Source organism: Synechococcus lacustris str. Tous (assembly GCF_003011125.1).
In the GTDB taxonomy this organism is placed as follows: Bacteria; Cyanobacteriota; Cyanobacteriia; order PCC-6307; family Cyanobiaceae; genus Synechococcus_D; species Synechococcus_D lacustris.
Window position 1 is genome coordinate 11936 of record NZ_PXVC01000030.1, and the last position, 22351, is coordinate 34286.

Annotated in this window: 25 protein-coding genes and 1 pseudogene; 14 read left to right on the forward strand and 12 right to left on the reverse strand. The window is 47.2% G+C overall.

Annotated features, from left to right (window positions below):
* Nucleotides 1–18: 18 nt before the first annotated feature.
* Genes C7K08_RS07610 through C7K08_RS07620 form a run of 3 tightly spaced genes read left to right on the forward strand, consistent with a single transcriptional unit; the run spans nt 19 to nt 2654 of the window.
* The gene (locus tag C7K08_RS07610) at nt 19–1131 is read left to right on the forward strand and encodes a DNA-processing protein DprA (protein WP_106500063.1); all 1113 of its coding nucleotides are present in this window, start codon (nt 19–21) and stop codon (nt 1129–1131) included.
* 6 nt (nt 1132–1137) lie between these two features.
* A complete protein-coding gene (gene prmC, locus C7K08_RS07615; protein ID WP_106500064.1) occupies nt 1138–2022 on the forward strand; it encodes a peptide chain release factor N(5)-glutamine methyltransferase in 885 nt (294 codons plus the stop codon).
* Complete coding sequence (locus C7K08_RS07620; protein ID WP_106500039.1) at nt 2022–2654, forward strand: L-threonylcarbamoyladenylate synthase; 633 nt, start codon at nt 2022–2024, stop codon at nt 2652–2654. The genes prmC and C7K08_RS07620 overlap by 1 nt, the downstream gene beginning before the upstream one ends.
* 175 nt (nt 2655–2829) lie before the next feature.
* Here the strand turns inward: C7K08_RS07620 and C7K08_RS07625 are convergent, their stop codons facing one another.
* The 3 genes from C7K08_RS07625 to cysT are packed head-to-tail and all read right to left on the reverse strand — an operon-like array spanning nt 2830 to nt 5035.
* Entirely contained in the window at nt 2830–3366 is a 537-nt protein-coding gene (locus C7K08_RS07625; protein ID WP_423218692.1) for a YqhA family protein, read from the reverse strand.
* Nucleotides 3367–3398: 32 nt separating this feature from the next.
* Nucleotides 3399–4202 carry a sulfate ABC transporter permease subunit CysW gene (cysW, locus tag C7K08_RS07630; RefSeq protein ID WP_106500041.1) on the reverse strand — a complete coding sequence of 268 codons (804 nt, stop codon included), beginning with the start codon at nt 4200–4202 and terminating at the stop codon, nt 3399–3401.
* Nucleotides 4199–5035 (reverse strand): sulfate ABC transporter permease subunit CysT, encoded by an 837-nt coding sequence (gene cysT / locus C7K08_RS07635; RefSeq protein WP_106500042.1) that lies wholly within the window; start codon nt 5033–5035, stop codon nt 4199–4201. Before cysT ends, cysW begins: the two co-directional genes overlap by 4 nt.
* A gap of 119 nt (nt 5036–5154) precedes the next feature.
* Between cysT and C7K08_RS07640 the strand changes: the two genes are divergently transcribed.
* Nucleotides 5155–6168, forward strand: coding sequence for a sulfate/molybdate ABC transporter ATP-binding protein (locus C7K08_RS07640; RefSeq protein ID WP_106500065.1), 1014 nt, complete (start codon nt 5155–5157; stop codon nt 6166–6168).
* Nucleotides 6169–6395: 227 nt separating this feature from the next.
* Here the strand turns inward: C7K08_RS07640 and C7K08_RS07650 are convergent, their stop codons facing one another.
* Together C7K08_RS07650 and C7K08_RS07655 are read right to left on the reverse strand one after the other, a co-directional pair.
* The gene (locus C7K08_RS07650) at nt 6396–6962 is read right to left on the reverse strand and encodes a Crp/Fnr family transcriptional regulator (protein WP_106500044.1); all 567 of its coding nucleotides are present in this window, start codon (nt 6960–6962) and stop codon (nt 6396–6398) included.
* Between the two features lie 173 nt (nt 6963–7135).
* On the reverse strand, nt 7136–7567 hold the full coding sequence (locus tag C7K08_RS07655) for an RrF2 family transcriptional regulator (protein WP_106500045.1): 432 nt from the start codon (nt 7565–7567) through the stop codon (nt 7136–7138).
* Between the two features lie 226 nt (nt 7568–7793).
* Here C7K08_RS07655 and C7K08_RS07660 point away from each other — a divergent pair, with 226 nt between their 5' ends.
* On the forward strand, nt 7794–8765 hold the full coding sequence (locus tag C7K08_RS07660) for a sulfate ABC transporter substrate-binding protein (RefSeq protein WP_241537135.1): 972 nt from the start codon (nt 7794–7796) through the stop codon (nt 8763–8765).
* An 11-nt stretch (nt 8766–8776) separates the two neighbouring features.
* On the opposite strand, the gene C7K08_RS07665 is transcribed toward C7K08_RS07660, so the two are convergent.
* Complete coding sequence (locus C7K08_RS07665) at nt 8777–8941, reverse strand: Nif11-like leader peptide family natural product precursor (RefSeq protein ID WP_106500046.1); 165 nt, start codon at nt 8939–8941, stop codon at nt 8777–8779.
* Between the two features lie 117 nt (nt 8942–9058).
* Between C7K08_RS07665 and C7K08_RS07670 the strand changes: the two genes are divergently transcribed.
* Nucleotides 9059–9274, forward strand: a complete 216-nt coding sequence (locus C7K08_RS07670) for a hypothetical protein (RefSeq protein WP_106500047.1) — start codon at nt 9059–9061, stop codon at nt 9272–9274.
* Between the two features lie 11 nt (nt 9275–9285).
* Here C7K08_RS07670 and C7K08_RS07675 read toward each other — a convergent pair whose 3' ends face one another.
* Nucleotides 9286–10413, reverse strand: coding sequence for a fatty acid desaturase (locus C7K08_RS07675; RefSeq protein ID WP_341272146.1), 1128 nt, complete (start codon nt 10411–10413; stop codon nt 9286–9288).
* A 77-nt stretch (nt 10414–10490) separates the two neighbouring features.
* Between C7K08_RS07675 and C7K08_RS07680 the strand changes: the two genes are divergently transcribed.
* Nucleotides 10491–11105, forward strand: coding sequence for a TMEM165/GDT1 family protein (locus C7K08_RS07680; protein ID WP_241537136.1), 615 nt, complete (start codon nt 10491–10493; stop codon nt 11103–11105).
* Here C7K08_RS07680 and C7K08_RS07685 read toward each other — a convergent pair.
* The 3 genes from C7K08_RS07685 to C7K08_RS07695 form a co-directional block, all read right to left on the reverse strand.
* Nucleotides 11102–11317, reverse strand: a complete 216-nt coding sequence (locus tag C7K08_RS07685; RefSeq protein WP_106500049.1) for a hypothetical protein — start codon at nt 11315–11317, stop codon at nt 11102–11104. The two genes, C7K08_RS07680 and C7K08_RS07685, sit on opposite strands and share 4 nt — an antisense overlap.
* 136 nt (nt 11318–11453) lie before the next feature.
* Complete coding sequence (locus C7K08_RS07690) at nt 11454–11819, reverse strand: AbrB family transcriptional regulator (RefSeq protein WP_106500050.1); 366 nt, start codon at nt 11817–11819, stop codon at nt 11454–11456.
* 29 nt (nt 11820–11848) lie between these two features.
* Nucleotides 11849–12508 (reverse strand): DUF3887 domain-containing protein, encoded by a 660-nt coding sequence (locus C7K08_RS07695; protein WP_106500051.1) that lies wholly within the window; start codon nt 12506–12508, stop codon nt 11849–11851.
* Nucleotides 12509–12601: 93 nt separating this feature from the next.
* Here C7K08_RS07695 and C7K08_RS07700 point away from each other — a divergent pair, with 93 nt between their 5' ends.
* Genes C7K08_RS07700 through C7K08_RS07710 form a run of 3 tightly spaced genes read left to right on the forward strand, consistent with a single transcriptional unit; the run spans nt 12602 to nt 14574 of the window.
* A complete protein-coding gene (locus C7K08_RS07700; RefSeq protein WP_106500052.1) occupies nt 12602–13354 on the forward strand; it encodes a glutathione S-transferase family protein in 753 nt (250 codons plus the stop codon).
* Between the two features lie 20 nt (nt 13355–13374).
* Nucleotides 13375–13887, forward strand: a complete 513-nt coding sequence (locus C7K08_RS07705) for a hypothetical protein (RefSeq protein WP_133165180.1) — start codon at nt 13375–13377, stop codon at nt 13885–13887.
* A gap of 3 nt (nt 13888–13890) precedes the next feature.
* Nucleotides 13891–14574 (forward strand): DUF1345 domain-containing protein, encoded by a 684-nt coding sequence (locus tag C7K08_RS07710; protein ID WP_106500054.1) that lies wholly within the window; start codon nt 13891–13893, stop codon nt 14572–14574.
* Here C7K08_RS07710 and C7K08_RS07715 read toward each other — a convergent pair.
* Nucleotides 14571–15314 (reverse strand): hypothetical protein, encoded by a 744-nt coding sequence (locus C7K08_RS07715; RefSeq protein WP_133165181.1) that lies wholly within the window; start codon nt 15312–15314, stop codon nt 14571–14573. The two genes, C7K08_RS07710 and C7K08_RS07715, sit on opposite strands and share 4 nt — an antisense overlap.
* Before the next feature lie 273 nt (nt 15315–15587).
* Between C7K08_RS07715 and C7K08_RS07720 the strand changes: the two genes are divergently transcribed.
* The 3 genes from C7K08_RS07720 (at nt 15588) to C7K08_RS07735 (ending at nt 20877) form a co-directional block, all read left to right on the forward strand.
* Nucleotides 15588–15815 carry a hypothetical protein gene (locus tag C7K08_RS07720; protein ID WP_241537137.1) on the forward strand — a complete coding sequence of 76 codons (228 nt, stop codon included), beginning with the start codon at nt 15588–15590 and terminating at the stop codon, nt 15813–15815.
* A gap of 225 nt (nt 15816–16040) precedes the next feature.
* Nucleotides 16041–18269, forward strand: a complete 2229-nt coding sequence (locus C7K08_RS07725; protein WP_206603825.1) for a heavy metal translocating P-type ATPase — start codon at nt 16041–16043, stop codon at nt 18267–18269.
* A gap of 358 nt (nt 18270–18627) precedes the next feature.
* The gene (locus C7K08_RS07735; protein WP_106500059.1) at nt 18628–20877 is read left to right on the forward strand and encodes a P-type ATPase actuator domain-containing protein; all 2250 of its coding nucleotides are present in this window, start codon (nt 18628–18630) and stop codon (nt 20875–20877) included.
* On the opposite strand, the gene C7K08_RS16850 is transcribed toward C7K08_RS07735, so the two are convergent.
* The gene (locus C7K08_RS16850) at nt 20793–21914 is read right to left on the reverse strand and encodes a hypothetical protein (RefSeq protein WP_161955842.1); all 1122 of its coding nucleotides are present in this window, start codon (nt 21912–21914) and stop codon (nt 20793–20795) included. The genes C7K08_RS07735 and C7K08_RS16850 overlap by 85 nt on opposite strands.
* Here C7K08_RS16850 and C7K08_RS07745 point away from each other — a divergent pair.
* Nucleotides 21870–22351: pseudogene (locus C7K08_RS07745) on the forward strand (hypothetical protein); the annotation flags it as partial. The gene C7K08_RS16850 and the pseudogene C7K08_RS07745 sit on opposite strands and share 45 nt — an antisense overlap.

The following is a 22351-nucleotide window of genomic DNA, read 5'->3' on the forward strand; positions in this document are numbered from 1 at the left end:
TTGGCGARTCAAGGTTTAGTGAATCGGGATTTGGCCTTGCGGAGGCGTTGGTGGTGGACCTGGGCCCAAGTGGAAGGGCTTGGCGAGCAGCGCATCAAGCTTTTGGAGCGWAATTTTGGTGATCTCGCTGCCGCTTGGCATGCTTCAGCTGAAGCATTACTTGGCCTCCCTGGGGTGGGGCCGGAGCTGGTTGCCGCCAGGGATCGGCTTGCAAAACGCCTTGGTGATCGGGGAGTGCCCTTGGTTTGTCCGGCCCGCCTGATGCTGCCCTCCGATCCAGCTATGCCCCAAGCACTTGGCTGTTTGCAGCGTCCGCCCTTGGAGTTGCATTGGCGGGGSCGGGGCAGCCTTTGGCCCCTGCTGCGGCGCAGGCGWGCGGTGGCGGTAATCGGCACCCGGCGGCCATCTCCCCATGGCTTGGATTGGGCCAAGAGGCTTGGCATTGCTTTGGCCGCAAATGGTTGGCCGGTGTTGAGTGGCCTTGCTGAAGGTATTGATGGGGCCGCCCATCGGGGCTGCCTGGAGGCGGGAGGTGTGCCCGTTGGGGTGCTTGCAACCAGCTTGGATCGGGTTTATCCGAGGCACCACAGCCAGTTGCAGGCTGAGGTGGCAAAACAAGGTTTGTTGATAACSGAACAACGGCCTGGSGCTGCTGTGGCAAAGGGGCATTTCGCCTCCCGCAACCGCTTGTTGGTGGCCCTGGCGGAGGCGGTGGTGGTGGTGGAATGTCCCCATGGCAGTGGCGCGCTGCATGGGGCTCGATTGGCCTGGGCCCAASAGTTGCCCCTTTGGGTGGTGCCTGCAGACACCAATCGAAGTTCAGCGAAGGGCAGCAACTCCCTTTTGAGCCAAGGGGCAACGCCGTTGCTCGATCCTGCCGATCTGCTCTCGAGCCTGGGCCAAGGGCCACTGGCCGTAGCTAGTTCAATGGCCCGCACCACTGAAACCTCSATGGATCCCCTGCTGGAGGCCCTAGGTGCTGGCGCCAGCTTGGAGCAACTTGCTCAAACCCTGGATAAACCATTGCCAAAGCTGGCTGAACGCTTATTGCAGCTGGAACTTGCYGGGCTGGTGGAGGCAGCCCCTGGCTTGCGTTGGCGCCCRCGACAGAATGGTTTGTTGATTAGTTAGTTGTTAATGCTCACCATTAGCGGCGAACAACTAAGGGCTTGGCGCAGGGAGCAGCTGCGCATAAATCCTGGCTCTAGAGCGGGTTTGGATTGGCTGCTGGAAATGGAAGGGAAAGTGCCATGGCAAACSCTGCAGGCCAGTTGGCTTTATCCAGAGGAACCGGTAACGCTTGCTCAACCATTGCAATTGCTGGCTGGTTTATGGGAGGAGCACATCAACAAGCAGGTGCCTTTGCAGTATTTGGTGGGCCGTTGTCCCTGGCGCGACATGGAGTTGCAGGTGGATCAAACTGTTTTAATCCCGCGCCAGGAAACTGAATTATTGGTTGAAATAGCCCTTGATTTGGCAATTAARCAGGGCTGCTGCCTRGAGCCTTGGCTTGATTTGGGTTGCGGCAGTGGCTGCATAGCCGTTGCTTTGGCTCGGGCTTGGCCCCAGAGCCAAGGTTGGGCCATCGACATCAGCGCGCAAAGCTTGAATTTGGCCCAGGCCAATGCCCGCGCCCATGGGGTGGAGCAGGCCATTAATTGGTTGCAGGGCAATTGGCTAGAACCCCTGCTTGGGCAGCCAAGCAACTGGCAATTATTAATAAGCAACCCCCCTTATATCCCCAGTGGAGTGGTGGATAATTTGGAGCCATTGGTACTTAATAACGAACCACGGCTTGCCTTAGATGGTGGGATAGATGGTTTGGATGCGATTAGATCTATTTGCTCAATGGCGCCGCATGTATTAGCCCCGGGGGGATGGCTATTAATTGAACATCAYCATAATCAAGCAAACGATGTTGCTCGATTACTTCAAGCAGCCGGATTGATTGATTTGGATGCTGCCATGGATCTAGAGGGAAAACTGCGATTTGCTATCGCTCGAGCACCTGGGGGAAGTTGATGACGCCAGCCGAGTTGCCAAGGGCCCCATTGGCTTGCGGAGATTTAAGTGCGCTTTTAAGGGCAGGCMRCCCCGCTGCTTTTCCCACCGATACCTTGCCGGCTTTAGCAATGGCACCCGCATGGGCAGCTGAGCTGTGGCAAATAAAGCAAAGGGCGGCAAATAAGCCTTTGATTTTGATGGCTGCTGGGCGGGATGAATTATTGGCAGCCCTTGGTATGCCGCCGCCCCAGGGTTGGGAGCAGTTGGCAAATCAGGGTTGGCCSGGTGGGCTCACCTTGGTGTTGCCAGCTAAGGGGGCTGTGGTGGAGGCCCTCAATCCCGGTGGAAGCAGCCTTGGGCTTCGCATACCGGCGTGCCCAATGGCGTTGCAGTTGTTGCKTTGCACTGGCCCCCTTGCCACCACCAGCGTTAATCGCTCGGGGCAGCCGGCCTGCACAAGCCCAGAGGAGATTGCTAAAAACTTTCCAAGCCTTGCTTTATTGGCACCACTGCCGTGGCCGAGCGGTTCAGGAAAGGCAAGCACGGTTGTKGGTTGGCAGCAGGGAGAAAATGGCAGTTGTTGGCAAATATTGCGCCAGGGCAATTTGCGCATCAATATTGCAGAAATAGGAAGATCGGAGCAGAGCTGATGGGCTGGTTGCTGCTTTTAGTGGGCTTWATTTTAACTGTTTTTGATTGGCTGATTAAACCAATTGTGCTTGYGCTCGAGCCTTTACTGAGCCTCAGTGCTTTGGCCTGGGTTGGCCCRTTGCTATTTATTTGGTTACTGCTAGCTAAGAATGAAAGTTAATAAGTGTTGAGCGATTAATCACTGTGGCTGCGGCCTATCAGCCAGGCGCTTACGGCTAATAGTGTTACACCGCCGCAGAATTGCAGTAGTTCAAGCATTGAAYTTATTTTAAAGCTGATCATTGTTTTGAAAGCTGAAACTATCAAGGCCACAACTATTACGTTGCTGAGCTTCTGTTTTAAGCTTTCGAGAGAAGTGATGCTTAATAGGTTTCTGCGCCGCTCTGGTATTGATTCATCGCGAGGATCGATATCTGAAATTACAAGCTCATAGATACCATAGCCAAATATCAGAAGCGCAATACCAATAACATAATAATCAATGCCACCAATCATGGTGCCAATCAGTTTTGTTGAACTGCTGTGGTCGAGGCTTTTTAGCATGCCTGAAAARGCCTTCAGCTCTTCCGCTGTACCAAGAATGAAACAACCAACGCTSCCGAGTAAACTCATCACAACTGGCAATATGCTCACCAAGCGAAAACGCCATATCAACACCTCAAAGCTTTTCTCGARGCTGTTCCTGAAGCTGTTTTGAAAGTTTTTACTCAAAGGGCGCATGGGGATTGGGTTCGATGGAATTATTAAGGGTTTATTTTGTGATTGCTGATATATTTCTCAAGTAAAATCTTACTTAACAGTGTTAATATGGCTACCCCGCCAAGTACCATAGCTGCCCCGTAGGCTAATTCGGTTTGATATTGTTTATAGGCATCTTCAATAAATAGTGGCAAGGTTTGGGTTAAACCTGTGATGTTACCGCTTACAACTGCCACGGCGCCAAATTCTCCTAGGGCTCTCCCTGTGGTGAGAATCAATCCATACAGGGCGGCCCATCGTACTGAGGGCAATGTTACTTTCCAAAAAACCTGCCAGCTATTTGCTCCCAATGTTCGCGCAGCTTCTTCCTGCTCCCATCCTTCTTCTTCCAGTAAGGGTATTACCTCTCGAGCCATGAATGGAAAAGTTACCAATATGGTTGCCATTGCCATTCCAGGCCAAGCAAAAATTATTTTTAAATCTAATGCTTTAACAACCCCGCCAAATAATCCATGAGAGGGACTATATAGCAACACCAGCATCAAGCCCACCACGACAGGTGAAATGGAAAAAGGTAGATCGATGATACTTAGTAGTAATGCCTTGCCCCTGAATTGCCTCCTGGCAATTGCTGTAGCTGCTACTAAGCCAAATATAGTGTTTGCAGGAACCGCGATAGCTGTCAATATTAATGTTAATCTAATTGCATGCTGTAAATCTTCAGATTTAAAATTTTCAATGAATGGGCTAAGCCCTTTTGTGAAAGCACCTGCTACAACATTAAGGGCGGGTACCACAATTACAAGTCCCACATACAGGCAAGCAATAATTGGAATAAACTTTTTCATGAAGATGGATTTGCCTCCCAATTGCGGCCCCAAACCTGTAGGCCGTTTATTACAATAAGACTAAATAATGAAAATATAAGCATAACCATTCCTATTACGGTTGCGCCATTAAAATCAAATTCTTCAAGTTTCTGAATTATCAGGGTTGGTGTGATTAAATCCCTAAATGGAACATTGCTAGATATCATTACAACAGATCCGTATTCACCCACTGCGCGGCTATAGCCTTGAGCAACTCCAGATAATATTGCTGGTGAAAGTTGCGGTAGCACAATCTTGAATAAGGTTTGGCGTTGGCTTGCACCAAGGCACCAGGCTGCCTCCTCTTGGTCTACTTCCAAGGCTTCAAGCACTGGTTCAACACTACGCACTACAAAAGGTAGTGAAATAAATACCATTGCAATTGCCACGCCCAGCCAAGTGAAAGATACCTTTACTCCAAGTAATGCAAACAATGGTGCGCCGATCCAGCCGTTGGTGCTGTAGACGGCGCTTAACGCCAAACCGGCAACGGCGGTGGGCAGGGCAAAGGGGAGATCGATGAGGGCATGCAGGAGGCGCTTGCCTGGGAATTCGCATCGCACTAAAGCCCAGGCAATTATCAAGCCAAATAATCCATTTATCAGGGCTGCTACAAAAGCCAAGCCAAAACTAACTTTGTAGGTTGCGATTGCCTCTGGAGTGGTTGCTAGAAGCCAAAATTGACTTGCTCCAACGTTTGCGGCTTTAAGTGCCATGCCTCCAATCGGCAGAAATAGCACCAAGCCCAAGTAAGCCCAGGTGATTCGCCAAGGCCAACTGGGAAGAGGAGGAAAATTGATGAAACTACCCATCACTAAAACTTACAGCTTGTTTCGATTCCACGATAATACAATCGGGATACAGCTATTTGCTTGGTTCTGGGGTGGTCCTTCTGGCAGGCTGGGTTTCAAAGGAGTTAAAGCTGTTCGCCATGGGTATCCGTGTTGCCAACGTAAGTAAATCGTTTGGGGATTTCCAAGCCGTTAAAGACGTGAGCCTTGATGTGGATAGTGGCTCTCTGGTGGCCCTGCTGGGTCCCTCTGGTTCTGGTAAAAGCACCCTGCTGAGGCTGATTGCCGGCCTAGAGGAGGCCGATGCCGGCAGGGTGTGGATCACTGGGGAAGAGGCCACAAACCGCTCGGTGCAAGACAGGCAGGTGGGCTTTGTTTTCCAGCACTTTGCCCTGTTTAAGCACCGTAATGTGCGCCAAAACGTGGCCTTCGGCCTGGAGCTGCGCGGCTGGAAGCCTGCTGCTATCAAAAGACGTGTGGATGAATTGTTGGAACTGGTTCAGTTGCAGGGATATGGAGGCCGCTATCCCTCACAGTTATCTGGCGGCCAGCGACAAAGAGTTGCATTGGCTAGAGCCCTGGCTGTGCAGCCCCGGGTGTTGTTGCTTGATGAACCTTTCAGCGCCCTAGATGCCAAGGTGCGCAAGGAACTTAGGGCCTGGTTACGCAATCTCCATGACGAGATGCATGTAACCACAGTAATTGTTACCCACGACCAGGAAGAGGCAATGGAGGTGGCCGATAAAATTGTTGTTATGAATCAGGGGCAAATCGAGCAGATCGGTTCCCCCGCAGAAATTTATGACCAACCAGCCACCCCCTTTGTGATGGGATTTGTGGGCAGCGTTAACGTGTTGCCCTACGGGGTGGTGGGCCAGCAGCTTGGTTCGGGTCCCCTGGCCAGCAATCTCTTCATCCGTCCCCACGACCTTGATCTACATCTCAGTCCCCAGCCGGATAGTGTGCCGGGGCAGTTGCGTCGCTTAACCCACATGGGGCGCGATCTTCAGGCAGAATTAATTTTAGAAGGGGGCGATGTGGTGATGGTGGTATTACCCCGGGAACGGCTCGACTACGCCAGCCTCAATCCCGGCGATTGCCTCCACATCACTTCAAGGATGGCTCGCACGTTCGAGCCTGACTACGCCATCTAGATGGTGTTGCTTATTATCGCGTTCAACTTTGAAGCCAGCCAGGCGGGCATCTGAACAAAATTGAGCCAGGGTGAGGGCTGATTGATTCTTTAAAAGGCAACCGTTTTTAAAAATCAGCGTGAAACTTTGAACTTCCGATGAGTTGCGCTTTGCTCTGATTAATTCTGCGGTCATGATAATATCTTCAAAGGTTTTTTTGGGGTTAAACGATAATTGTTTTTTTGGGGTTAGATCGCTAGAAATAGTTTATTAGGTATAAACAAATCATCATTGCTGATCCGTTGAAGTGTGCCTTTGGTGCGAATTAGGCTGAGAGTTTTTGTTACGGTAACCCTGGTTAAACCGCATATATCACCAAGGGCCTTATGGGTGAGGTTTAGTTCCTTAAGGGAGAGCCGGTAGCCTTTACTGCTCACCATGCCGAAGCGGCTGCCAATCCAGGTGAGTAGTTGGAGCAGACGTTCCTCCGCAGACTTGATGCGATTAATCCAAAAGATCTCTTCCACTGTGCGGATGTGATCAGCCAGGAATTGTGATACTTGATCTGCAGTGAACTTGGTTTGCTCCACCACCACCGTGGTGAGGCATTGAATTTCAATGGGCCGTAGGGCTGAGTAGGCAGTGGTGACCCATTCGCCGGGTCCCCAGAGGCCCAGGGTGATGGAATCACCTTCCTGGTCCCAGGCGACGGTACGGATGTAACCCTCCTGGATTTTCCAGCTCAGGCCCTCGGGAAGGACGTCATTGGGAAGGAGGGTGAKTTGGAGGGGGCGAGTGCCGATGCTGATGGTCATGGCTTTGAACGGTTAGGTAATTGGTGGTCATGGATAGGGGTGTTGGGGCCAGCGGGGTGCTGGACGATGACATTCGGAGACAACAGCTCATGGCGCCTGGCGACGTTGTGGAAACACCATAGTACCGTTTGCCCATTGGTCAACCGTGGAATTAGTCTAATAACCTGAGGCGGTTAAATGAAATACATGCCCTGGGCCTGAGCAAGCTTGTCTCGCTGTTCAAGCAGGTCTTGCAGACTGGTTGATTCAAGCAATTTGTTGCGGGCTTTTTCCAGCTGGCCCACCAGGTTTTCCAGCACCTGGAATTCCGCTGACTGGCGCTTAGTTGCATCGYTATTGCTGCTGTCCCCCTCCAGGCAAGCCACCACCTCTGAAACTTTCACCTCTTTGGGGGATCTACTTAGCTGATAGCCACCGCGGGGGCCGCGGATGCTGCGCAAAATGCCGGCCCGGCGCAGGCTGGTGAGCATCTGTTCCAGGTAGCGGTCTGGGATTTGTTGGCGCTGGGCGATCTCCGCCACCTGAAGCACCTGGCCACTGGCGTAGGTGGAGGCCAGTTCCAGCAGGGCCACGAGGCCGTAATCGGTTTTTGCGCTGAAGCTCAAAGCCTTAGCCGTCAGGGGGATGATCAGATGATTGTGCCTATGACCGCCGCTGTTTAGGGAGTTTGCGGCGCAAATCCCTATCGAAGTAGCGGGGATTACCCAGACGCAACTTGTAGGGGTGTATATTCCCAAAACACCCGATCGGATTACCGTGGTTTTTGATTCCGCGAAGTTGAGCCGCCGCACGGTCACCCGCTTTGCCCTGTTGGGCCTTGTTGGCCTTGCCTTGCCTGGCACCCTTGCTAGTTCCTCCGCATTGGCTGCGCCCGCCAAGCAGGAAATCCTCTTGGTGAGCTACGCGGTAACCAAGGCCGCCTACGACGAAATTATTCCCAAATTTATCGCTGACTGGAAGAAGAAAACCGGCCAAACCGTTGTAGTTAAAACCAGCTATGGCGGTTCCGGCTCCCAGGCCCGGGCTGTGATCGATGGCCTAGAGGCCGATGTAGTTGGACTGGCTTTAGAAGGGGATGTAATTAAGCTTGAGGAAGCTGGCTTTATTAAATCTGGCTGGCAAAATAAATTACCGAATAAATCAATAATCACTAACTCTGTTGTTGTTTTCTTTGTGCGTCCGGGCAATCCCAAAAAGATAAATAATTGGAATGATCTAAATAATAATAATGTGGATGTGGTAACAGCTAATCCAAAAACATCCGGAGGAGCAAGATGGAATTTTTTAGGTATATGGGGCTCTGTTGCTGAAAATGGCGGAAGTGATAAACAAGCCGAATCTTTTATTGCTACTGTGTATAAAAATGTTGACATACTTCCTAAAGATGCCAGGGAGGCARCCGACATATTTGTGCAAAAGGGGCAGGGTGACGTACTTCTTAATTACGAGAACGAAGCCATTCTTGCTAAGCAAACTGGAGATTGGAAGGTGCCATTCAAGGTTCCAAGCCCTAATATTTTGATTGAGGGGCCTGTGGCTGTTATTGATAAAAATGTAGATAAGCGTGGAACCGGCAAGGTTGCTAAAGCTTTCACAGAATATTTATTTACACCATTGGCTCAGAAAATTTTTGCAAGCAAAGGTTTTCGTCCCGTAACAACTGCAGTAAAGGCAACTACCAAGGGCAAGTTCCCTGCAGTTAAAACTTTTACCGTTGCTGATTTTGGTGGCTGGAAAACCGTAAACAAGAAGTTCTTTGGCAGCGGTGGCCTTTGGGATCAAATTTTCAGCAAAACTCGTTGAAGCTCAAATATCTACGCCCTCAGGTGCCTGCTCCAGGTGGCCTCAGAAAAGCTGTGACCCTCCTCAAGGGCAAGGGCTACTACCGCCTTGGGGTCGATTGCGCCGTCTAGGCGGGTTTTGAGGGCTGGATTGGCATTTGCCTTGGTGATGAAGGCCTGCAATTGCGCTTTAGACATGGCCTAAATCCTTAATACCCCCTAGTCCTAAAGCCAATTGGCCTTTAAAAACTGCTGAATTCTGCACACTATCTGCTGTTTGGCCTCACTTGGTCCCGCAGGACTCAGATTAAAGCCATGGAAATAGCTGCCCGCAAAACCTACTATCGAGTAAGGCCCCTAGTGGCTAAGGAGCAGGTGGTGCCAGATGAAATAAAAAGTGCTTGTTTTGATAACCGCCAAGCAGCTGAGCTTTTTGCCTTGAAYATGCTTAAAGGTCAAAGCACTCCGATGGTGGTGGAAAAACTGGCCCCAGCTGGTTGTTGGCTRCAGGTTTTATCTGTTGGTTGCTGAGGAATTTGTAATTAAGGAATAGTTGCAAGTTGCTGCTTATCCCGATCCCAGAGAATTAGATTGAAACAGCTTGGRATATCAACTAAATTTAAAACTTTTATATTTTTAAGTAATTCAGCATTCGCTTCGTGGCAGGCGCGGAGGTTGTAATTAGGTATTCCTTCGCAAAGATGATGAACATTATGGTAGCCAATATCAGCTGAGAACCAGTTGAAAATTCTATTCATTTTAAGGAAGCTGCTGCCTTCTATATCACCTTTAAAAGAATCCCAATCGTTGGTGGTGTGGGCATAGGATCCTTCGAAATTGTGTTGCACAAAAAAGAAACAGATCATAATGGCGGCAGAAGTTGTCATCACAATGCTGTAGCTAACCCAAAACAAGCCAAGCCCCAGCCAGCTTCCCATCAAAACCCATGTGGCAACAACGCAAATATTGTTTCCTAAAATATGCCARAATTCAGAAGCTGTATACCAATGGCGGCTGCGGTGATTGCTAATTAATAATTGCCATTTGCAAAAACCRTTGTTGATTATGTGGCGAAGGGAATCAATTGCAAAATCTAATGAACCTAAAATAAGGGCTGCTCTTGGTTTGATGATCAAGTAGAAAAATCCACCCGGAAATAGCATCAATGGATGGCGGAGAAATTGATAGAAGCGCTTTCTCCATGGCGAGTAGCTTGCATATTCAGCAGAGGTGATTAGGGCAGATGGGCCCCGGTAGAGGTCCCAATTTCCGTTGTGGCGGTGGTGGTATGCATGGCCGCGGGACCAGGGATGTTGCGGAATTGCATTTATTACCCCCAATAWAAATCCCACAATGTGATTAAGTATGTTRTSGCGAAATAGGGATTGATGCCCGCAATCGTGCATCAATGAAAAACAACGGGATGAAAAAAGTATTAATAAAACTAAAATTGGYGCCACCAGTAGCGGCGAAATAGCGAAGGCCTTTGGCAGCAGCAGCCATAAACCTGCAATTGGTAGCAGGGTTGAGGCAATTTGAAGGAAAGCCCTTTTATTGCTGCGCTGCAGATAGGGCCGCAAAGAAAAATCCCGCTTGCGTATCTGCTCGAGAACTGGGGAAGTCAGGATGGTTTTGGTGTGAGCTTGTGGTTTCGAGCAAGCCAAAACCACTAATGCTTAATACTTTATCGTTTTTAGCGATCACCTGTATCAATTCAGGCCAATCTAACTAGATGCCCATAGCATTTTTGACCGACTCAGCCCTAGCTGCGTTCGGTTCCAGTTTCACCGCAATCACCCTTGCCGAACTGGGGGATAAAACCTTCTTCATGGCCTTAATCTTGGCGGCTCGCCACAGGCCYCGCTGGGTGTTTATCGGTGCTTTTKCTGCTCTAGTGGTGGTGAGYCTGATTTCACTGGCCCTTGGTTTTGGTTTTAGGGGCCTGTTGCCCCAAATGTTGTTGAAATGGCTTGCCGTAGTTTTATTTATCGGGTTTGGGGTGAAATTATTAATCGACGCCAATGGCGCTGAGGATCAAACCAATGAAGCAGCTCTSGCTGTAGSTAAAGCGGAAAGCAATCAAAAAATAAATAGCCCTTGGCTTGTTATCTGGGAGGCGTTTTTGCTTGTATTTATTGCTGAACTAGGTGATCGCACCCAAATCGCCACGATTGTGCTAGCCACTGCCCCAGGTTTTGGTTTTCAAGCCTTGCTGGCTGGAACCTTAGGGGGCCATGCTTTTGTTACTTGGATTGCTGTTAGTGCTGGAGGCTGGATTAAAGGCCGGATAAACGACAAACTCCTTTATCAGCTAAGTGGTGTGCTTTTYCTTYTATTTGGTTTTGCTGCCATTTGGTTTTAGGCAGCTTCATCAAAGCGKTCGCTGGCGAATTCGGTGCTTATTGAGCGGCGGCTTAACTGTTGGCGACCCTCCATGATCCGAGTGCCCACATTGTTGTATTGRCGGTTTAAACGCATCAATTCATCGTTGGGTTGGCGGTAGCGTTGGGGGCGATCAATGGCATTGCCTGAGCGAAATAATCTCACCCATAGGCTCAAGCGAGAAGTTTTCATTGCGAATTGAGCTGAATAGCYGCATTGTGCGCAACATGGCCCCTATGACAAGGGTTTGAAGCTGGAAAAGAAACAAAAAAAACTCCCCCATTGGGGGAGTTTGCTAACAATGATTTAGGCAGGCTAGGCCTTAGCCTCAATCTTCGCCATCTTCATCGCTGCCGCCAACTGGCACYAGGCGGATCTGCTTACGACCCAATTTGATTTCAAATTCGTCGCCGGGTTGAAGATTGAGWAGGGCGGTGTAGGCCTTACCAATTAGGAGGTTGCCGTTRCCTTGCACTGTTGCGATGTAGCTGAGTTTGCGGCCACCTTTGCCAACGGCACCGGAACCGATCTCAACACCTTTAGCTTCTAGTAGCGCCTCATAAAAGGCGGTGAAATTGAGGCGGTCGGAACCGTCTTTTTTGGAGCTTACGTAGCCGCAGGCTTTAACCAGCTCAGATTTAGAGCCATCGCTGAATTCTTTAACTTTGGCGAGAAGGTCGGGTCCGGTGAGCATGAAATTAGAATGAACTCCTAATGATCGTATCAATTATTTAGCAAGGCTTCGGTTACCTTGAGGATTCGCTGGAAATTACCAGTTTCCCTTTGCAGCTCCTGCCATTTTCTTTGCAAAGCAGCTGGGGGCAGCTCTTTTTGGAAATCAAGGCTTAGGTAACTGCGCGCTGTGATGAATTGACCTTGGCTGATCGCTTTAACAAACCCCTCTGCCACWTTTGTKGCTGCTTGGTTYTYGGARTCWAATAATTGAGCTASCAGYAAGCCYTTGTTRTTTAGCACCAGGGTTATGGCTTGGCTGCCTGATGAAGTGTTTAAGTTTGCACTTACGGTGCTGTTGCGCAGGCCGCTGTTCACCTTAGTAATTTGCCAGCTAATCAACTCCGGTAGGCTCTGCAGGGTGGATTGAACCATGGAGGGGCTGCTGGTTTGCTTTAGTTCATCGGAAAATTGACTAAAACGCTTGTTTGCATCCCTTTGTTGGATGGCGCTGAGAATTGCATCGGTTGCTTCCCTTGCGGCTTTATCGGATAACTTCGTAGACGTTGCGGGTTTTGCAGCAGGCAAGGCAGCAATAGCCCTAAAACTTTGTTCTGCAGCTAGGGCATTTTGTTGAAGGCTGCCAAACGGCCCACCCAGTAAAAGCACTAGGGCAGGTGCGTTAAAAAYCAAGAACCAAGGCCGCAGCATGGCAGTTATGCAGATAGCGGCATTCTGCCYTATGCCACAGGCTCCGTTAATCCTTTTGAACCAGCATCATGGGTGCAGTTCTGTTTAATACCGATGCAGCTTTATCAGTTTCGYCACTCCTCCTTTTGCGAGAAGGTGCGCCTGGTGCTGGCGGCYAAAGCGATTTCGTATTCCGTGGTGGAGGTGCTGCCTGGTATCGGTCAATGGGAACTTTTTCAACAAACAGGCCAGCGCCAGGTGCCTGTTCTACAAACCGGCAATGAATGGATCGCTGATTCCACTGCCATTGCCCTTCACTTAGAGGCGGTTGAGCCAGAACCAGCYCTCCTACCCAAAGAGCCACTGCTAAGGGCACAGGTGCTTCTATTCGAAGATTGGGCCGACACAGCCCTGGCCAGCGCCGCTCGGTTTGCGCTTGTGCAGGGGGCGATGGATGATCCTGCCCTGCGTAGTGCCCTGCTTCCAGAAAAAACSCCTGATGCGCTKAAAAATCTTGTTGGCTTGGTGCCTTCAAATTGGATGAATGGCGTGGGTTTGTTGTTGCAACCCGAACGCCAGGGATTGCTYGCTTGCCTTGAGCAACTGATGGTGATTTTGAATGCCCAGCCCTACTTGCTAGGYGATGAACCAAGCCTTGCTGATATCGCCGTAGCTGCACAAYTATATCTTTTGCGTTTTCCAGCAGTGGCGGGTGTTCAGTTGGCATCCCGCGGTGTGATGGGCATCGCTGATCAAGCTAACTTTGAACCATTATTTATATGGCGYGATGAACTTTATCGTAGGCTGGGGAGRRTTATAACTAAMACGAAGCCGTTTAGCGGTAGTGAAACCATTCCGCTTGATTAACCTCCCCTTTACCTAATCCCATGGCTGATTCTTTGAGCTTGGTGCCTTTGCGTAACTTGGAGGAGGAGCTTGGCTTGGAAAGGTCTGAATTGCTCTTGCTTCTGCGAAAGCATAAGATCGAAACTGTGCACAAAGGGCTACGCACTTATGTAAGTAGGGATGCGGTAATAGGAATCAAGCCTGATCCAATATCGGAAGCTGTTAACCCAGATGAAATTAATGGGGCTCTCACTGTTGTTAAAATTGAGCCCAATGCAAACGATGGTTCCCCTGGTTGGAATGAGGCCACTCAATTTGCCCAACTGCGATTGCTTCGCGAGCGCCTAGACCTGCTGTTGTTATGTGCGGATCGAGGTATTTGTTTGGAATCTGGCGAATTGGCTGCCCTTTTGGGTTTGCGCAGGGTGGCCGCCCGTCAGCAGGACGCAAACGGTGCTTATTTTGATCGCTATGGAATGAGATTTCGCAAACAACAACAGCCGGGACATAGAACTGGCTGGCAAGTAGTTGCAATATCTGATARGAACGATTGATAGATGGATAACTTGTCTGAAATTTATCGGAATTCACCATTCCTAGAGCCMAGACGTCCGCAAAGAKCTGTTCTGGCAGGCGCTCTTGGTGGAGTAGTGTTTTCAATTTTTTTGAGAGATTTTTGGGTTTTAGGGTCATTAATGTTTGCATTGATCGTTGATCTGTTGCTGGTTTTGCCCTATGGCTTACGCCTATCTGCAGCTCAAACAATGAATTTATTTTTATCTGCAGACCTGCGCAAGGGACGGCTGCTGAAACGATCTTTGATAACTATCGCAATTGCGGCACTATTCCTTAGCTTGTCATTTCATGATCTATCTCAGGCAAAGTCTGATTTGAGGTCGCTTCAGCTATTTCTTTATTTTTTTGGTGTTATGCTTTGTTGGCTTCAATTGCAACTTTCATTTGCAACATATTACGCAAAGATCTTTTACAGGGGCAATCAGATCAGYCAAATGGATGATGAAGAGCAGGGCCCACAAGAGCTTATTTTCCCGGGAGATAACGAACCTGTGTTTACTGATTTCCTGTATGTTGCAAACGCTGTGGCATTAACATTTGCCATGAGTGATGTTAACATAGAGTCTTCCCGAATGCGCAAAATAGTAATGATTCAGGCCCTTAGTTCGTTTATGTTCTACACGCTTATTTTGTCTGTAGTAGCTAATTTAATGATAAATTCTTAATTTGTTAAAGGCTTGAGGTTTTGCCAATTGAYACGGCGGCCAAGGTATAAGCCAAGTTTTTCGCCTGCTTTCCTGCCTGGGTTTTGCAGTATGGCGCCCCCTAAAAGCCCAAAGAGATTTTGGCTTGCAGCTTCTCCTGCGGCGCTTCTGCCAGTTTGAGTTAACCATTGCAATGGAGTTCGCCACTGCTCGCTGCGATGGAGGGCGGCATCTTCTCCAATTTGGCCCAAAAGCAATGTGCCAATTAATGCTCCGGCGCTTGCACCTAAGGGGCCTGCAAGTAACCCCCCAATTCTTAAGCCTGCCATTGCTCCAGCCTCTTCGCCAAGGCGGCTGGCCAGCCTTGAGCTCACTCGGGTTTTAGCGCTATTGAGTTCGGTATTTAGATCACTTTTTCGTTGGAAATTATCAAGGCTTTCTGTGGCGGCAACGGCCCCAATCACTAAACCAAGAAATGAGCCTGTGGCTGCCCCAGGGGGGCCAGCAATAAAAAATCCAAAGCTTTGGCCCAGTGCTCCGCCCACTGAAGCGCCAATTAAAYTYGCTCCTATTTCCAAACCGATTTGTTCCCAGGGGTTTGTTTTTAGGTTTGTTGCTAGTAATGGATGGGGGGCTTGCAGCCACCAACCCTGGTTGTACAAATTTGCAGCTACTTGGCTGAGCGTAGGCGGATTTAAAACAATTAATGAACGGCTTGYACCATGCCAACKGCCCCCAAGGCTGCTTGCAACCTCAATCACTTTTTTGTGAYTGCCGTATATGAGCTTTAGGCGTATTCGCTTTGGCAGMATATGCTGAAGCGCAAATATACCCATAGGCTCATTARGATCTYGTGTAAGCACGGAGACAGCTTAACCAAAATTTAAGTAGCTGTRCCATTATAATATMWWCAATTSKCCGACATTYCGATGTTCGAACTCGAGGTTTTAGTAGCTTTYGGAATTGGGGCTGGTTTGATGGCCTTAGCTCCTGCTGTATCGGCAGTTACTGGMGGCAGCAAGCTTTCRCGMARCATGGCCGAAACGGGTCGCGACTTAACCAAGCGTGGTTTGAAGGTTGGAGTTATTGTTGYAGATAAGGTWTCAGAAGCAACATCTGCTGTTGTTCATAATGTTTCTGAACTTGGTGAAAGCTTTGGCGACTTAGTTGCGGAAGCAAAAGCCGATTTAGCGCAAGAGCGTTCCAATACAAGTAATGGYTCTGCGGTTGAAAAAGTTACTGAAGTTACAGTTGAAGGTTGATCTTTTTATAACCACTTGGCAATTTAAATGAAATYTATCRTCCAGAATCCTTTGGTATTACACCATAGGGTTGASCGCCGTTKTCGATTTTCAATTAATAGGGATTTTATCAATTTGCTGCCAATGCTCTTTGAGCARTGGCAATCGGTYGAAAGCTATCGTTTAAACAGGCCAGCAGCTTCATTAGTTGTTAGTTTAGATGCTGGTGTTGATTGYTTTTCTTGGTTGGAAATTCAAAATATTGCTCTCAGTAAGATTCATGCAGATAGAGTTAAATCTAAATCTGCTTTTTATAATATTGATCAAGATGATGTTGAACTTGCACCCCTGGTTGCCGATGGGACCCAAGCTGAAATARCCGCAGCCCTCGCCAGCGCTCGCTTAGATCTTTTGCCGCCCAGATTAAGGCTGCCATTATTTGCCTTAGCCTTAACAACCTTTTCCATTCCATTTGAGCTCCCATTTTTYCCATTATTATTGATTGTTCTTTTGGCGGGTGGCAGATGTTTTGATCGAGCTCGCATTAGCTTKTGGGATCGAARAAGACTAAACGTAGACGTGTTAGACGCCTTAGCAGTAGTTCTTCACAGCTTTGAAGGCTTCCTGTTTGGTCCTGCCTTAATGYTATCAATGATCGAAGGTGGTGAATCTATAAGGGATGCCACAGCGAGGGTTGCCTACTCATCTAGCCGATCTTTGAAGGCTGATTTAAATCGTGAAGTTAAAGTGCGCCGCGGGGTGCAAATCCTTAGTGTTCGTTTAGCTGATGTAATAGTTGGTGACATTGTGCTYYTATTTGCTGGGGATCAAGTTCCTATTGATGGCACTGTTTTAATTGGTCAATCAAGTTTGGATGTGCGTAGCTTAACGGGTGAATCTGTTCCTAGATATGTTGAACCTGGTGATGAGGTATTAGCTTCATCAATGCTTCTAGAAGGGTCTATTGAAGTTTCAACAATAGCTGTTGGCGATCACACTAAAGCAGGTCAAATCGCCCAGTTGCTTCAAGATGCGCCGGTGTGCGATAGCCGTGTAGGTAATTATGCAGCCAAGGTTGCAGATCAGTTTGTGTTACCAACTCTCGCGCTGTCGGCACTTAGCTTTGGTTTATTTGGCAGTATTTCCCAAGCGGCGTCTTTGTTGATGCTTGATTTAGGAACGGGACTAAGAGTTTCTGTTCCAACCTCAATCTTAGCTTCCTTAAATCGTGCCGCTTCTCAAGGAATTTTGATTCGCAGTGGCAGAGCACTGGAGGCTTTGGCAGATGTAGATGTAGTTGTTTTCGATAAAACCGGTACATTAACAACAGGTGAACCTGAATTGCTTCACATAGAAGTTCTTGACAATCTTTTCAGTGAATCTGATTTATTGCAATTGGCAGCAAGCGCTGAGCAGGGTTTAAACCATCCAATCGCTCTTGCTATTACTAATGCTGCCCAAGAACATCAATTAAGCCTGCTTCCAATAGATCAGTGGCGCTGTGAAATTGGCCGTGGTGTATGTGCAATTCAAGCTGGTCGAAGTTTATTAGTTGGTAACCGTCGTTTATTRAGGGATGAGGGGATAGATCCGCCACCTTTCAATACTGAATCCCATCTTCGTGTGGCAAGCCAGATTATTGTTGCCGTAGACGGTCGCTTGGCCGGAGTTATTTATGTTGCTGATTCCTTACGACCCGATTCCCTGCAATTAGTTGAATCTTTGCTGGCAAGGGGTATACAAAGCCACTTATTAACAGGTGATGCTGAGGCAGTTGCACTGCAAGTTGGTATGCAATTGGGACTGAGCCGCGCSCAAATACATGCGGAAGCGCTTCCAGATGTAAAAGCAGATGTYGTGCGTCGCTTAAAGGCTGAGGGGCATCGAGTTGCCTTTGTTGGAGATGGTTTGAATGATTCAGCAGCTCTTGCTTACGCAGATGTAGCAGTTTCCTTTCATCATGGTAGTGATATAGCTAAAGAAACTGCTGAAATTGTGCTTTCTGGTGGGAATATTATTCAATTACTCGAGGCCTATGAGTTGGCGAGATTTAGCTTYTCCGTTGTKAAGCAAAATATTGCAATTGTTGCAGTTCCYAACCTTACAGCTTTATTGATTGGCGTTCTTTTGCCGATTCCYCCTTTGCTTGCAATTTTTATTAATAATGGCAGTTGTATATTCGCTGCCCTTAATGCCCTTCGCCCTTTGCGCTTTACCGCTTCTTCCAAGGCRTATGTGCCACAGAATAAGGAAATTGTTMAAAAATCTGTTCCCGCTCAATTGAATTCTCAAAAACTTGATCTTAAGCAATTGTCTTCAAGGCTGGGAGTATCTTCCCAAAAATTAGTAGCAAGGAGACGTAAGCCTGRTTTTTCTAGTTGGAGTGCCTCCATAGACCCAGAGAATCTATTGTGGTTATACCAAACTGATTCAAATGTTTTTACTAGCCAATCTACAGCGAATAATTTGCAATGATTTGCATTGAAGTAGCCCATAGCCTTCCCTATCGGCTTCGCTTAAGGTTTAAGCCAGCACTGCAAATGCATCATGCATTTGGCATTCAAACGGAACTATCAAGTGCATATCCAGATTTGCCATTACGGCTATGGGGCCTAGGACAAGGAATTATAATTGGCAATGGAACTTATCCTTTAGAYCCAAATTTAGTTTCTGATATWGCAAAGTTAATTAATAATCCAGTGGATCATGTTCCTAGTTGGCGTGATCGAATKATACACRCATTAATGATTTTAGCCATACTTGGTTGGGCTTTGCCTGTGTTGCCGGGTACTCCTTTTTTTCTCATAGCGCTGGCTCTGCGCCCTAAACGCCCATGAATCCTGTTTTACAAGTGGGCGATAGATTTGATTCTCCCACCGGTTCAAAYTGGATTGTTCGTTCTGCAATTCCAGGAAGGTTGCGGATATGCATTAACGACTTATCAGCCAAATCTAATAATTATGTGGATTTGCAATTGGCGGCTGCTGATCTTCCTAAATTGGATTATTTGCATGTAAATGTTAACGCACRATCAATAGTTTTAGTGCACGTAGAAGGTGCTTGTTGGCGCTACAACGAGGTGCAAAAATTAATTAATCTTGCCCACTCAAAGCGCCGTAATGAATCCTCTAATTCATTTACTGAGCTTGCCGCTGATCGTGGTCCTTTCATCAGGTTGCTCCTTGCTKTATTGCTTCTAATTGGCCAATCTTTGCTGTTGGAGGCGTGGCTATTTCCGATCGGAATACTATTTCTWCCCCCTTTATTATTGCCGCTTCTGGTTAATATCAAGACCGATCTTAACCGCGGTAAATTACCAACAGAATCTTTRGATTTGGTGTGGTTAGTTAGCTTAATAGCACGTGGCGAAATTAGCGGRTTTGCCACAGAAATCGCTCTAGATAATGGGAATAAGGCAATTCAAGGAAGAATTAGTAGCAGCTCTAATTATGGAGAAGAGTTGTRCGCAGCCATGGAATCGTGGCAACGGGAAGCCCTTTTCCCATTAGCTGCTCCTCAGGCTGGCAGCAAACGACTGGATGAGTTAAGAATTGGCGACAGGCTTTTGATTAAGAGTGGAACAGTTGTGCCGCTRAATGGTTAYGTTGTGTCGGGTTCTGGATTGGTTTGTAARAGTTTGTTGGATGGTGATTCAGCCCTAATTCCTGTGCAAGGATTTCAACCACTTCCAYTAGGTGTTCARATAGTTGATGGTGAACTTGTGTTTAAGCTCACTCAAAGCCTCACTGATCAACCTATTTATCATCAGCTTTTTAATCTTGCACAGCACCACCCWGCACCTTTGGGCATCGAGAAGGCTAAAAGCTTACATAAGAAACTTTTACCTTTTGTGTTAGGCAGTGGTCTTATTGCCCTAGGGCTTGGCCGTAGTCATGCGGCKGCTGGTTTGATGCAATTCGATCCAATGAATGACTGGCAAYTAAGTGCTTCCATTGCCTATCGAGGCGTGAGGCAGCTTATGGCTGAATGGGGAGTTTCATTACGCAGGGGAAATGTGCTTGATCGTTTGGCTAATTGTAGGGTTCTTGTTGTTTCAGAAGGATCAATTTGTTTTGGAATCAATCGTTCAATTTTAGAGATGCATAGCCTAGATTCTGAGTATTCAGTTAATAGCTTAATTGAAATTGTAGCYGGYTTTCGTRTTTTTAGTAGCCCAGAATCTATTCCTTTGTTCCCAYTGCAACTACTATTGAAAGAGAAWGATCTTGAGCCTAGGCATGTGGAATCTGTTAAGGCTGTGGAAGGTTGCGGGCTTAATGGTGTTGTGTCTGGATTRAATATGTATTTAGGAGGAGGTTTTTTATTACATCATYTAGGGATACCAAGGCCTAACTCTATGCCTCAGCAAGCTGGTCGCCATTGGTTGTTTGTGGTGGTAGATGGAAATGTAGTTGGTGGTTTGCTATTCGAAGACAAGTTAGATCAGAAGGTTTTGCGCTCCTTGCGTAGATTAAAGCGCAATGGATGGATTTTGCATTTGGTTAGCACATGGCATGGAGATATTTTAGATGGAATTGCAAGGCAGCTTCAACTGCCRTCAGAAAATATTCACCCTTCGATTGATCTTATTGGCCGCATGGAGTTAATTAGATCATTTGATCGTAAATCTGGTCCTGTTGCTTATCTGGGCTCTGCACTTATTGATAGTGGAGCATTTGCAGCAGCTGATATTGCCTTAGCAGTAAGCGATGGTAGCTTCTCCTTGCCTATTGAGATGGCTGATATTGTTTTGCCGGCAAAGCGTTTAGACCGTTTGGTAGATTGCACCGCAWTAGCTACAGATGTGGCCGCGGCTAATCGGGTTAATTTCTATTTGATATTGTTTCCCCACTCTGCAGCATTATTGCTTAGTTTATTGTTATTGCTTGATCCTATCTTGGCAGTTTTGCTTGCAGATATTCCCATGYTGCTTGTTGAGCTCAACAATTTGTCTAATTACAATCATATGAAGAATAACCATTTGCATGGTTGGTGGACTCAGCGAAAGCGTACTTCTAAGCGTCGATCTTCCAGGCGTGCACCACAACTCTCTAAAGCAAGCAGGTTATCTGCTAATGCGTAGCTGCGTTTTAGATAGCCAGAACGCACCAGCAGTGAGCTTCCGCTCCTTTGCACTTGCAGTGTACTTTTGTTTATTAGGGGCATTAAAAAGCTAATCATATGGATGCCATTAGCATCAATAGATGATAAAATGTTGGCTTCTTTTTGTGGTTTTACTTCCAACCATTCCCTGGCGCATTCCATGAAATCATCGGCCCAACTTGTTGCAAGAATATTGCTTGGCGCAAGTTTTTGCTTGAGAATATCTATTTCCTCTGCYGGMATGTGACTATTTATCCATATCTTGCTTACTTGAATRCCACAAAAATAAAATCCYGATATGCGTTCATTCATGAAAGTGTTATTTTGTATTGCCAGGTAACATTSGCAACTGTTGTTGCATTGCAGCATGYCGGCAAGTKTAGTTATTTTTTTRCGTAGATTTTCAGTTAATGGCTCGCYRATATTCCTTGGTATTTTAAGATTTAATAATGCTTCAAAGCTGCTGAGCTTGTCTTTTAGCTCACTAATTCTTGCAATTAAYGGTATATATAACTGCCCAATTATATCCGGTGCGTTGATRATACCGAGCAGGAACCTTTGTGCCTGKGCGGGTGGCGGCAGAATGCATATCATTGTGTKGTTTGGATTCTCCTCTAATTCATTGATTAAATAGAGGGCCTTAAGGCAGYCTTCAAGCCCTGGAAGCAGGGGTGGCTGTTGAATTATTTGATRGTCTAATTTAAGAATATTAAGCCATGGATATATTTTTTCTTGCAGTTGCGGCCAGAGSGCATCCAGCTGATCAATTACATTAAAATTTTTGCTTGTTTTGATCAAGCCCTCCCCTGTGAGATCAATCGGATCACCTGTGTTATGTAGTTTGGTTAAGGCTTCGCTTAGCAGCGAGGCCTGGCTTAGATCATCGGAGCTTATTAGGATTAGTTTTTCAGCCATTTTTAGCMATACCGCCTTTACATGGTTACTATAATATATACATTGTGTTAGTGCTGTATGGATCGGCGTTTTTGGGATATCAATCGAATCCGCAAGCGCCATGTGGCCTATCGCTATCTTCTATTCTTAGAGGTTTTTATTATATGTATCATTCCCCTTGGCTTTAGTTATCCACTTGTTTTAAGTGCTTCAGCATTGGTTTTAGAATTATATGTCCTTTTCTTTTTGGGTAAAGTTTCAAACCTTAGAAAAGGACGGCTTTTCATGTATTTTCTGGGGGGCTCTGCTTTTGTTGTGGAATTAATATGGTTTATCTTGGATTTGAGTTATACCGTTTCGTATGTGGACGGTTTTTTTGCTCTTAATCAGCCGGCCCTTAGCCTTCTTCGTTTCACGCTTTGGTTCTTTTTCTTTGGACTGTTATTAATTAGATTAATTAAGTCTTTGATTCGTGAGCCTTTTGTAACCACGTCTGTGGTTATGGGTGCTGGTGCCGGATACCTTATGCTTGGCTTTGTTGGGGGTGTTTTACTTAATAC